The sequence below is a fragment of the uncultured Microscilla sp. genome, from assembly GCF_947493425.1.
Classification (GTDB): Bacteria; Bacteroidota; Bacteroidia; order Cytophagales; family Microscillaceae; genus Microscilla.
This window is the reverse complement of sequence record NZ_CANLRP010000216.1, coordinates 1-12354: the sequence shown is the minus strand read 5'-3', so window position 1 is coordinate 12354 and position 12354 is coordinate 1. Positions and strand designations below refer to the sequence as shown.

At 38.9% G+C, this 12354-nt stretch carries 11 protein-coding genes; 3 read left to right on the top strand and 8 right to left on the bottom strand.

What is annotated here, in order from left to right; translation table 11 throughout:
* Positions 1-165 precede the first annotated feature (165 nt).
* From Q0954_RS29975 to Q0954_RS29965, 3 genes are all read right to left on the bottom strand, one after another.
* On the bottom strand, positions 166-486 hold the full coding sequence (locus Q0954_RS29975) for a hypothetical protein (RefSeq protein WP_299464275.1): 321 nt from the start codon (positions 484-486) through the stop codon (positions 166-168).
* Positions 487-577: 91 nt separating this feature from the next.
* Positions 578-1777: a M56 family metallopeptidase gene (locus Q0954_RS29970; RefSeq protein ID WP_299464272.1), complete on the bottom strand. Its 1200-nt coding sequence runs from the start codon at positions 1775-1777 to the stop codon at positions 578-580.
* 135 nt (positions 1778-1912) lie between these two features.
* Positions 1913-2311, bottom strand: coding sequence for a BlaI/MecI/CopY family transcriptional regulator (locus Q0954_RS29965; RefSeq protein ID WP_299464281.1), 399 nt, complete (start codon positions 2309-2311; stop codon positions 1913-1915).
* Positions 2312-2697: 386 nt separating this feature from the next.
* On the opposite strand from Q0954_RS29965, the gene thiL reads away from it, so the two are divergent.
* Complete coding sequence (thiL, locus tag Q0954_RS29960) at positions 2698-3741, top strand: thiamine-phosphate kinase (RefSeq protein ID WP_299464269.1); 1044 nt, start codon at positions 2698-2700, stop codon at positions 3739-3741.
* A gap of 60 nt (positions 3742-3801) precedes the next feature.
* Here the strand turns inward: thiL and Q0954_RS29955 are convergent, their stop codons facing one another.
* A complete protein-coding gene (locus tag Q0954_RS29955) occupies positions 3802-4719 on the bottom strand; it encodes a hypothetical protein (RefSeq protein ID WP_299464266.1) in 918 nt (305 codons plus the stop codon).
* A 215-nt stretch (positions 4720-4934) separates the two neighbouring features.
* Positions 4935-5933, bottom strand: a complete 999-nt coding sequence (locus tag Q0954_RS29950; RefSeq protein ID WP_299464263.1) for a helix-turn-helix transcriptional regulator — start codon at positions 5931-5933, stop codon at positions 4935-4937.
* A gap of 193 nt (positions 5934-6126) precedes the next feature.
* Between Q0954_RS29950 and Q0954_RS29945 the strand changes: the two genes are divergently transcribed.
* Complete coding sequence (locus Q0954_RS29945; protein WP_299464260.1) at positions 6127-6834, top strand: class I SAM-dependent methyltransferase; 708 nt, start codon at positions 6127-6129, stop codon at positions 6832-6834.
* A gap of 294 nt (positions 6835-7128) precedes the next feature.
* Here Q0954_RS29945 and Q0954_RS29940 read toward each other — a convergent pair whose 3' ends face one another.
* The 3 genes from Q0954_RS29940 to Q0954_RS29930 form a co-directional block, all read right to left on the bottom strand.
* The gene (locus tag Q0954_RS29940) at positions 7129-7368 is read right to left on the bottom strand and encodes a hypothetical protein (RefSeq protein ID WP_045112995.1); all 240 of its coding nucleotides are present in this window, start codon (positions 7366-7368) and stop codon (positions 7129-7131) included.
* A 320-nt stretch (positions 7369-7688) separates the two neighbouring features.
* Positions 7689-8348 (bottom strand): rhomboid family intramembrane serine protease, encoded by a 660-nt coding sequence (locus Q0954_RS29935; protein ID WP_299464255.1) that lies wholly within the window; start codon positions 8346-8348, stop codon positions 7689-7691.
* A gap of 46 nt (positions 8349-8394) precedes the next feature.
* Entirely contained in the window at positions 8395-9366 is a 972-nt protein-coding gene (locus Q0954_RS29930; protein WP_299464278.1) for a polyprenyl synthetase family protein, read from the bottom strand.
* 373 nt (positions 9367-9739) lie between these two features.
* Between Q0954_RS29930 and Q0954_RS29925 the strand changes: the two genes are divergently transcribed.
* Positions 9740-12073 carry a hypothetical protein gene (locus Q0954_RS29925; RefSeq protein WP_299464252.1) on the top strand — a complete coding sequence of 778 codons (2334 nt, stop codon included), beginning with the start codon at positions 9740-9742 and terminating at the stop codon, positions 12071-12073.
* The last annotated feature ends 281 nt before the right edge of the window (positions 12074-12354 follow it).

The window sequence follows — 12354 nt, the reverse complement described above, 5'->3', positions numbered from 1 at the left end:
CATGCGATGCATATCGGAACCGGAGCTACGCAAGTTTTTTTAAGTAAAGTCAGTGGGCAAAAATCGCCGAAATAATGGGTTAGGTATTTAGTATTTAAGGTACTAGACATTTCCCCATAAAAAAAGCGGCTTGTGCCGCTTGCATGCTATTGTTGTGCTGTTTAATTAAGGTAGATTTAAATCTACCGTCAAATCTACTGCAATTTCTATTTCTTCCATTTCTTCTGCCAATGTCTTTTGCTTGACGGCAGGTGCTACTAATTTTATTACAGGAGCAGGGGGTTTAACTTCTCTGATAATCACCTGGGTAGCATCAAAATTATTTATTTCTGTCTTATTCACTTCAAGGTCTATACGAGAAGCTTTATCATAGGTAGTCCACTCAAATGCTGAGTTTACAACAAATAAAGCAATGACCAAACCTATATTAAAAAACAAGGTGCGTTTTTGATGAATGTCTACCCGAGGGTTTTTCTTAAACTCCATAATTTTTTGAGGATTTGAGTGATTGCTTATTGTATATTTTAAATCAGCTTGGGCTTTCACTTTAAAAAATACTTAAGGTGAGTCCCTGCAATTATTTGTCTTGTTCCAGCGAAAACATCACTGGAATAGTTATTTTCTGTCCAATTTGTTGTCCATCCATTTTTGCCGGCAACCAGTTAGCTGGCACTGCTTTAATGGCTCTTATTGCCTCTTTGTCACAGGCTTTACTCAGGCCTTTGAGTATTTTGAATTGGCTCAGTTTGCCATTTGCCATAATTTTAAATTGAACAAATACCCTACCTTCTATACCTTTGCGCTTTGCGTCTATTGGATACTTGATTTCTTTGCTCATTTTTTGATAAAACAAGTCTAAACCACCCTCCACTGAAGCAAAACGATAATTTTCATTTACTGGTGCGGTAAACCTTGCCCCTGGTGATCCATTCGAGAATGCAAATAATACCAATGCCAACAGTGGCAATAGCAAAAACACTTTCAGAAACTTATAACCAGGTGTACGCAACTTTTCCATCATTACCAGTCTGCGTTTGATCTCTATTTGGTTAAAGTTATGCGCCAAATGCAAGTTCATTTGTTTGAACAAAGACTGCACAAGCAACTTACCATAATCTTTGGTAGAGGTCTCTTTGAGTACAGCTGCATCGGCTATAAACTCGTGGTGATATTTCAGTGACCTTTCATAAAAATACACTATGGGGTTAAACCAAAAGATAATTTTTACCAACTCCATATACATCACATCCCAACTATGTAAATCTCTGATATGGGTTAATTCATGATTAATAATTTTTTTTCTCTCAGCTGGGGTTAGCTCCTTGGTGTTATCCCAAAATAAATAACGCATAAACGAGAAAGTAGGCAATTTTCCCTGCGTATTGATCCACTTATGGTCTGTACGCACTTGTATTTTACTCTTGCGAATAATCTGAACAAGACGATACATCCTCAAACCAAAGCGAGTAGCTACTAATAAGCAAACTAACAAGTATACACTCATTACAAGTGCACTTGTGCTCCAGGTAACCTTAGACTGTATGGTATGCTCAACAGCGGTGGCACTTACTGAAATAGTTTTAAGTGTAACGGCTACGTTTGGGGAAGCTTGCTGAGAAAAATTAAACTCCATCAAAGGAATTAACAGAGCTATCATTGATGAAAACAGCAAGTAAAATCGGTTGCGTTGAAAGAAAGTGTCATTTCTCAAAAAGAAATAATACACTGCATAAAAAAGAATAAGACAAACCGACGATTCTGCTAAATAATTGAACATTGATTACGAAGTTAGTGTAGAATTAATGTGCTCACGTCTTGTAATGATACAGCCCAAACAGATATAATCTTTGATAGGCTGTGCTTGATGAACGCGCTGTATTTTTATATTGAAAAACCTGATGAAATGACCTGATTACTTACTTTTTTCTCCTTGGCTACTACTTACTTCGTGCTCTTCAGCATACTTCATCAACTCTTCAAAGTTATTGAGGTCTACATTATTTTGTTTTACAAAGAAAGACACCATTTTTTCAAAAGATCCTCCAAAGTACCTTCCTATGAAGCTATTAAGGTAAAAATTGCTGTAGTTACTCTTGTCAACCAATGGGTAGTATTCGTGGGTTTTACCATAAGCCTTATAACCTACAAACTTTTTTTTCTCAAGAATACGAATAATTGTAGAAACGGTATTATAGGCCAATGGTTTCCCGTCTTTTAAGGGCAAGTGGTCAATAATATCCTTTACAAAAGCTTTTTTAAGTTTCCACAAAACCTGCATCACTTGTTCTTCAGCTTTTGTAAGCTCTTTCATTGAGTTTTGGTTTTTTGTTTTCATTGTTTTTTGCGCAAAAAATGATAGAATAGGTGTAAATATAAAACTAAAATTTTAGTTTACAAACTATCAGGTTAGTTTATTAACTAAGAAAATAAATATTATTGTATTTGACAAACGATGCTATGCTATTTTATTGCACCTACCTTGTTTATCCATATAAAATTTTATTTAATCACGTTTTGCTGCAATGCTGTATATCATCTATTACTTTCACCAGATTATCTTTGCCTTTACACAAAAACATGTTTGACCAATGCTCTTGCCCGCCTAGAGGCATTTTATACCTAAGACACCCCAAAAGCTTATAAAGGAGGAGGCAAGTAAAAAAAATTAAGCTCTAAAAAAATTACTAACTTTGCAACATGCAAAAGAAAACTGAGCAACAAAGAACAGAATTGAAGGATTTGGGTGAGTTTGGGTTGATTCACCGTATCCAACAACAATTTGCCCCCCAACACAAAGAGAGTGTATTGGGCATAGGAGACGATGCCGCTGTGATTGATACGGGGGCTGATATGTATACTTTGGTAGCTACTGATATGCTGGTAGAAGGCATTCATTTTGACTTGAGCTATGTGCCTCTTAAACACCTGGGTTACAAGGCAGTGGCCGTAAACGTATCTGACATAGCTGCCATGAACGGCAGACCTAAACAATTTACAGTGAGCCTGGGGCTAAGCAATCGTTTTCCTTTGGAGGCGATCGATGAATTGTATGCAGGCATCAAGCAGGCTTGTAGCAACTATAATATAGATTTGGTAGGAGGCGATACTACTTCTACCCGTGCCGGTTTGGTGATTTCGATCACAGCCATTGGCGAGGTAGCCAAAGACGAAGTAGTATACCGTAAAGGAGCCCAAGAAAACGAACTCATTTGTGTAAGTGGTGACTTGGGTGGTGCATATATGGGATTGCAAGTGCTCGAACGCGAAAAACAGGTGTTTATGGTGAACCCTGACATGCAACCAGAGCTCGATGGCAAAGATTACATTGTACGCCGCCAACTAAAGCCTGAAGCACGTACAGACTTAGTTTATGATATGAAAGACGTGGGGCTCAAGCCTACTTCTATGATTGATATTTCGGACGGCTTGGCTTCTGAATTGATGCATTTGTGTACTCAGTCAGGTGTGGGGGCTATTTTATACGAAGAATACTTGCCTATAGCCAAAGTAACTTATGACACTTCAGTAGAGCTCAATATTGACCCTACTACGTCGATACTCAATGGAGGCGAAGATTATGAGCTGTTGTTTACTGTAAAACAAAGTGATTATGACAAGGTAAAACAAAGTGCTGAAATTATAGAAATTGGTTATATACTGCCCAAAGAAAAAGGGGTGGTACTTAAAACCAAAGGAGAGCAGGTTATCCCTATCAGTGCGCAAGGATGGAAACATTTTTAACAATCAATCATACAAAAGCCTGGTTTGCTTTTTACACAAACCAGGCTTTTGTGTTTGTTGTTATTTCAAACGTTTAGCGTATTTTTTAAGTTGTTTTTTACCAATATTGCGATTGTTATGAAGCTTGATGCCAGCAATAGATGGCATTCCCACTTTGGCGGCTAAATACAAATAAATTTTACCTGTAGCAGCATTTGAAACAAAGTGAATGTTCATAGCTCCTTGCCCATAGTCGATGCTGGCAATATGGATAAACGCGTAGTCTGCATTTTGTTCTTTCAGTGCTTGTTCTACTGCTCCCGTTTTTACTATTTTATGAGGGTATGGGTAGTAATCTTTAATCTTAGCTCTTTTTAGTTTCTTAGCCAGCAACTTTTCATCTATCAACAATGTTTTTTGCTTAAGTTCAGGTGCATTTTTTTTGATCTGGCGTTTGTAAAAGGTCATCAGGCTTTTATGCTTAGAGTCAGCCACCAAATAATTTAACAAGTACTGCAGGTGTTGTAAACCATAAATGGTGTTACGCTCTAATGAATATTTTCTTGACAAGTTGACTTTAATTGATCCTTTTTTGTCAGTCAACCATACCACCAATGTTTGAATGGTATTAGATACGTAAGAGTCTTTATTGTATTTGCTATTCATTCCATTATAAGCAGGATTTCGTCTTCTGGTGGTGGTTCTATCTACAAATAAACTGTATCCCAGGAGAGCATATTTTCCCTTATTTTTTTTCAGCATTGCAGCCGCTTTTTTATGGGACACAAATTCTACCTGTTCATTAAACTTCCAGTATTTTTTCACCAACTGTTCAAAAACCTCATCATTTTTTGATTTTTTCGCAGCTATTGGCACCAATAAAGTTCTTTGCTGGATTTCAAGTGCCTTTTTATGTGATAAATTTGACGACTGGGCATACCCAATGCCCGTTCCTGCCAACAACAGGACACTCATTAATACTACTCTTAGTTTAGTCATAACCATTCAAAATTATTCAGATAAAGTGATAGGAGTGTATACACTCTTATTTTTATATACACTTATTAGTCATTATCATGGATATTTTTTCAGTGAAAACTTAAAAAATGACTGGCAGACGGGGAAGATATATATATACAAGGGCAAGCAGTAGCAAAAATAAAGGTAGAAGTAGAATGTATGCCTGTAGTGAATTTCACCAAACCGCTAATTCATCAAGCCCTCCGTAAAGCACTGGGGGTTACGCCAAATTTTTTCTTAAAAGCATTGGTAAAGTGTCCAGGGTGGCTGTAGCCTAAAAGGTGGGCTATTTCGGCGGTGGTTTTGTTGGTATAACGCAATAGTTTACGGGCTTTCTCCATCTTAAAATCAAGCAAAAAACCAAACACTGTATTATTAAAAACTTCTTTGAAGCCTTTCTTTAGCTTAAAGTCATTGGTGCCTACCATTTTTGCCAGTTCGTAAATAGTGGGTGGATTGTCGGCTCTTGCCAATAAAATATCTTTGGCTTCGTGTATTTTACGCAAATCCTGACTGGAGTTAATAATAGTTTTGGTTTTAATGGTGGAGGTATTTCTATTTTGTGAAAGTTCTACCTGTAAAGCCAACAGTTCGAGTACTTTTGCCTCTACAAATATTCGGCGCAAGGTACGGTCTTTGGGTTGGTGCATGAGTTCATGAATAATCATGCGCATTTCTGGGGTAATGGGCATATTCCCCCCGCCTAACATGATAGGCTCTTGTTTAATTACCTTTTCATAAAAATCGGTGAGCAAATCAGGATAACGAATAACCAATTGTTCGAAATAAGCCAATGAAAAGTTAACGTCGAAGGTACTGTAGGTTTGGTTGCCCAAAAAATCATAAGTACTACTGGTCACTGGAGTATAACACAGCATTTGTTCATTGGCACGCACCAAAATATCATCTCCCAAGCCTCCCATTTTGCCTTTCAGATCACCTTTCAAGTGAAAACTCATTCCTACCGATGTCATATCGGTAGTTCCTTTAATTCTCAGGTTTTGGGCAATGTTAAAGTCTCCCCAAAAAATATAGATGCCTCCCAAGTTCAACTGTTGAAAATGCCCCTTGCCAAAGCCAACATCCATGTGACCTTCATTACGATACACCTTTGAGTCAGTTAATGGAATCACTGGCAACTCAAGTTCATGTCGGCTTTGATCGGCATTATCTATTTGCAAACTCAGTTTCATAGGGGTAAATCATTGGTTATGGGGGTAAAAAATCCTGATACCGTAATTGGTAATCCGTTTAACGTAAACAGTTTTTACGAGTTTTAAGATAGTTTTGCAAATAAAGAAGTTAAACTCCTTATTATCAAAAAATCATCAGGTAACATTTGTACTATTCTGATAAACGTTTATTTCCGTATAACAAAAAATACACATGCTCCAAAACAATAAACAACTACAACAAAAATGGCAGCCTACTTTACAAGGCTATGGTTTGCCTGCCACTCCCCCTCACTATGACAACACACTGGCGGCTCAACTAGGGGTTACGCTCAATCCTGACACCATAGACCAGGCTGTCAAAACATTTATTCAAGCTCATCCTCAAGGTACAATCATTAATCTGGGAGCTGGGCTAGACAATCGTTTTTTTCGCCTGGACAATGGGCTCATCACTTGGTATGACATAGATGTACCCGATACGATAGAACTACGGCAAACGTTTTTCGGAACCAATGAAAGGTATAAACTTATTTCAGGTAATATATTTAGCAAAAGTTTGTTTCGTCACTTACCTCCTCAAGCTTCTACCCTTCTCATTATCGAGGGGTTGGCTATGTATTACCCTGAGCATAAGATCAAGGCATTATTACAACATATATGTCGTCATTTTAGTTCTTGCGAAATTTTGCTGGAGGTGATACATCCAGAGGTAATGAACAAAGTAGCTTATAATACTCCCAACCTTCCGCTCAAATGGGCCATCGATGATTTGAAAAAAATAGAGCAATGGCACCCCAAGGTCTTTCTTGCCAATGAACTACATCATTTTACTCAAGGAATACCTCCAGTGGGTAACTATTTTATAAATATTGCTCAACCTCAGGAAATGGTAAAGATAGGACACTTTAAAATTGGCTAATTAATTGAAGTTGCAAGGTACAAGCGACAAGCTTCAAGTTGTCCATTGTCCATGCCTGAAATATACAAATAACCGGAAGTTAAGCTTTTACAGTTTATATGCTGCAACTTGGGTTAATTAATAACAACAACGCTACAAGTAAGGTGTGCTGAATAACAGTACTTAAGCCAGGTAAATAAGTATTTTTTGAGGGAACAGATAAAAAAAGTAAAGAGATATAAAAACGCCCTATCAGGTTCTAATGAACTTGATAGGGCGTTTTAAGTTTTGTACACCTGACAGACATAATGGGTGCTAAAAACTGGGTTTGCTTGAAGGCGATACCACATCGTCGTGCCAGCGGTCTACCAATAAATCTTCTATATTACCACCTGGAGGCAAACCTATGATAGGGAAGTCATTGCCACCCGGCATTCCACCATCATCGTCATTGTTGGGTGGGTAACCATCGCGACGTATAATAGAACGTACCATTACCCAGGTAATGAGAGAAAAACAAAATAAACAAACAATAAAATATACAAGTATCGTCATATAGCCAGGTAATTTTTAGAGTCCAACCGTGTTTAGGGAGCATACAAAAAATAAGCTACCCATTTTTGGCGATTTTTTTGTCCAAATACTTCGTTGCACCTTGCGGCCGTAGCGCTGCTATGCCCTTAAAATGCGCCTGGTCTTTGATCAAAACCATACACCAAAACTTGGGAGACTATTTATTGCAAACTCCCTTACTAATACGTTAAAAAATATTGGGGTTTACAATTTTTAACCAATTTTCATAAGGTTTTTTAGTGTAAAACCTAAAATATACAATTATTAACGGAAAAACAATGGCTATTGGCAATAAGTTTCCCCTAAAAAAATCCCTTCCAATTGGCTATAGCCTCAAAAAAACGCGGAACTACACCTGGCACAAAAGCTATAGTAGTGGCTATGCCAAACAAGGCGCCAAACAAGTGTGCTTCATGCCCAATGTTATCGTTTGAGTTTTTTGCCATATAATAAGAGTATAACAGGTAGGCAATGCCTAGAAAAAACGCGGGAAAAGACACAAATGGCAGCAAAAGAAAACCTATGTTGCTGGTAGGCAGGCATAAGATAGATACAAACACAATGGTAGATACGCCTCCTGATGCACCCAAGGCATTGTAAGCCGGGTTACCTCGATGCTTGACATAAGCAGGGATGCTCGCAATGATGATTCCAGTCAAATAAATGACTACAAACATAATGCTACCATACCCTGGAAAAACCGCCCCATAAATAAGCTCTACCTGGCGGGCAAAAAAGAACAGGGTAAGCATATTGAACAGCAAGTGGGTGCTGCCGCCATGAATAAAACCGGAAGATAAAAAACGATAATATTCTTTGCGTGATTCAATTACATAAGGGTTAAAAATCCACTTAGATTTAAACAAACGGTTTTTATCAGCGTATAGGCTGATTCCTACCGTGATAGCAATTATAATTACTGATAAGTAGATGTTACCATCAGGCTTTACAAAATCATTCATAAGTTATATTGGTTTTTATCATGGTACGCAAACTTCGCAAACCCTGTTACCTGTCGCGGTTCATCAATTGTATAGTAAAAGTACGTAAAGCAGCTTTGGCAGCCTCGTTTGCCTCAATAGCGTCTAACTGTTGCAAGCCCCTATCGAAATACTCATTCATTTTGGCCTCGGTTAGTGCTTTGATCCCTAAATGGTTATAAATTTCAGTCACTGCCTGCACCTTTTCAGCTTTGTCAAACTCAGTCAAACTTAGCCAGTGTTCAAGAGCTTGCTTGGTTTTGCCTTCAGCGAGTTTAAGGGCATTGATGAGCAAAAAAGTTTTTTTATTGGCAATAATATCACCCCCTACCTGTTTGCCAAACTTAGCTGCATCGGCATAGACATCCAACAAGTCGTCCATTAATTGAAACCCCACCCCAATGTTTACCCCAAACCCATTGAGCAAATCAGTAGCTACTTCGTTGGCATTGGCCACAATACCACCCAGTTCCAGGCTATAGCCTAACAATACCGCTGTTTTGAGCCTGATCATATTCAAATAATCAGCTTCAGGTACTGCATCAATGTGTTCAAAATTCATGTCTAACTGTTGCCCTTCGCACACTTCGGCGGCACATCGGTTAAACTTGCCTATGACTCGTTTTAAATGGGCACTGTCTATGTCAAGCAATAGCTCATACGCCTGCACCAACATTACATCGCCTGATAGTATGCCTGTATTTGTATTCCACTTTTGGTGGATGGTAGGCTTGCCTCTGCGTAAAGGGGCCTCATCCATGATGTCGTCGTGCACCAATGTAAAATTATGAAACACCTCTACCGACAAAGCTGCGTTCATTGCTTTTTGTTGGTTGGTATCAAACAAAGAGTATCCCAACAATACCAACAAAGGGCGCATACGCTTGCCACCTAAACTCATAATATAACGAATCGGTTCGTAGAGTTCTACGGGGTGCTCGCCGTACTGTAAGCCAGCCAAAGCAGTGTGAATATCAGTTTGTAACGTCTTTATATCCATAAGGTCAACAATCATAATGTATATGTGTAGTGTTGGCGAAAATAGTTTGCTTGATGACAAAATGGAAACTTATCGCCTGTGTTTTTGTTAGAAAAAACCCGTTTTTTTTAGGTATTGGCCAAACACTGCTTTACATCTGTCAAATTATTAAAGCTTGTGTTCCCTGTTTTTAGAAATTATTTTTAAATTACATAGCAACAGTTTAACCACATCAAAGAAACAAACTCCTCATATTCTCATCAACAAGACAAACAAAAAACTGTTTGCACGTTGTGTGGAGTATTCTGCAAGACAAAACCTTTGGGTTGGGCTAAATATAAGAGCTTATGAAAAATAAATTAAAGATTAAACTTCAACCCTTAACAAAGAATATATGACTGATTTCCTTAAACCTCCAATGGTATCTATCAATGTATTGGTGTATGGCAACCAAACCGGATACGATGCGCTCCAAAAAGCAATGTTAACTCATCCATCTGCGCATTTCGAATTAATAAGAAGCGATGAAAACGAAGAATATGCTATACAAATAGCCCACCCTCACATTCAATATTTCACGAAGGTGTCGGTGCTAGATAAATCGGGTAAGCTGCTTACTCCCCAAGCAGGGACATACCATTTGGTAGCAGACCAACAGTCTATGTACTTGTTAGACGAAAATAACCGGGTAGTTCAAGGTATAAAATCTTACTATGACCCAAACCAAGTAGAAGATTTGCTAAAAATACTGGACAACATTAGTAAATGGGAACAAGTCAGAGGATTAAACAACGCCCCCACTCAATTAACCCCTGATCAAATAGATTTTGTTTACTGCGATGCTAAAGGAAATATTCTGGAAGGAGAGGAAGTTATTACCCATTTTAGAAAAGTAGATGGTGAATGGCAAGGCACTGAGTTTGAGCTTAAGGTGAACAATCATACAGACCAAGGCTTGTACTTTTCTCTTATTTACCTTGACGAAAACTATGAGGTGGCGCTACTTACCAGTCAATACTTTGAAGCCAACACTCACCACGCCACTATTTTGGAAACTCAAAAAACCTGGCTGGAAAGCTACAATGAAGAAGAAAATAAAATTGCATATCATGAAGCGTTAGATGAATACTTTGCTAATGAGAGTACAATGACTTTTAAGTTGTTGGTAAGTACCCAGCAGTTAGATGGGTCTGTGCTGGAGCAAGCACCGATTGATATAGGGTATGTACTCTCAGGCAATACCAACAGCTTGAAAGACGCTGACCAAACGTTTACTCAATTTGACCAGGAAAGTAACTGGTTTACCAAAACCATTACCATACATACTATACGCCAACGCGCCAAACTGGGAACAGACGAAGTTCAACTTGTTGATAATGGCAAACTAATCATTAAAGGAAACAGTTACCTATCGGCTGACCTGAAATTGAGCACATCCAACCCTGGCAGTCGCAGTGCCAGTTATATGGATGTATTGCCTGTAATGCTAGAAAAACAAATAGGCACTATGGTAGACTTTGGCGAGTCGCCAAGGGGCAATCATATACTAGAGTTTAATAACATCCAAGGCAACGAAGCACTTGCCGAAAATCCTCTAAAAATTATACTCAATGAAAGCATTAACGAAGACGAGTTGTTATTGCCGTTGACTTATGATGGAGCGCAATTGCTGACGGTAGGCGAAGTTGATACTGATGCAGAAGGGCACACTTTAATTACCATCAACGCCCTTCCAGAACAAGAAGAAGATAATCGTAGTTTGGGGAAGTCGCTCAAACTTGCCTTTTTTAAAATTGCGTTAAAACGCCACCCTGATAAGCTTTACCAACTTGCTTGGGTAGAATACCTAAATACAACCGCTAAGAATGGGCGAACACAAATTAAACGGCACAAAGATAATGATGATATTACCGAAAAGGTAAAGTCGGCCAACAAAGTGTTGCTCCTTATTCATGGCATCATTGGAGATACCGAAGAAATGGCGGTTGGTGTAAAAGACATGATTACTGATAAAGGGTATGACCTGGTACTGAGCTTTGACTATGAAAACCTGAATTCATCTATTCGTGATGATATTTCGTGGTCGTTGAAAGATCAGCTTGACCGAGTAGGCTTTAAAAAAGAGGATGGCAAAGTGCTGCACATTTTGGCACAAGGAATGGGGTGTTTGGTGGCTCGTTGGATGGTAGAACAGCGTAAAGGGCATGAGTTGGTAGACCGAATGATTTTGGTGGGTCCTCCCAATCAAGGATCGGTATTGGGCAATATAGAGACTGCACGTAAATTTGCTACTATTGCACTGGGGCTCACCCTCAACATACTGTCACCATTGGCGGCTTGGGCAGGAGGTTTACTCAAAACGATTAAAAACGTAATGAAGCAAAGCAAACAACTCACTACTACCCTTGCCGAAATGCAAGAGGGTTCCTCTTTTATCCGAGATTTGAACGGCAGCGATGACAGTGGTATTCCCTACTTGGTTTTAGCGGGCGATGTACGCAACTATGAGCCTACCGAGGGTAGCAACTTCTCTAAGTTTAAAGAACAGATGTATAAAAGTGTAGGTACTTTTGTCAATGCAGGTGAGGCAAACGATATGATTGTAGATTTTACCTCTATGAAAAGTCTAGGTAAAAACACCCAGGTAGAAATAACTCAAGTGGCTTGTCACCATCTCAATTATTTTGAAGAAGAGGCCAGTTTGAAAGCACTTCAGGACATGCTTTAGAGCATTCATAATAAAAGACTTAAGACCTTCGCGAGAGGTGGGAGTTTCTCCGGGTTGGTTTTAAGGCTTTAGCCAGACCAACACATTTGCTCACAAAAGCTCAGGGTTTTCAATTCATCGGTGAGCATGGCTCAGGTCACCCTGCGGTAAGACCTTCGCGAGAGGTGGGAGTTTCTCCGGGTTGGTCTTAAGGCTTTAGCCAGACCAACACATTTGCTCAACAAAAAGCTGAGGATTTTCAAAAATAAGTTGGTTTTCAATTCATTGGTGAGCATGGCTCA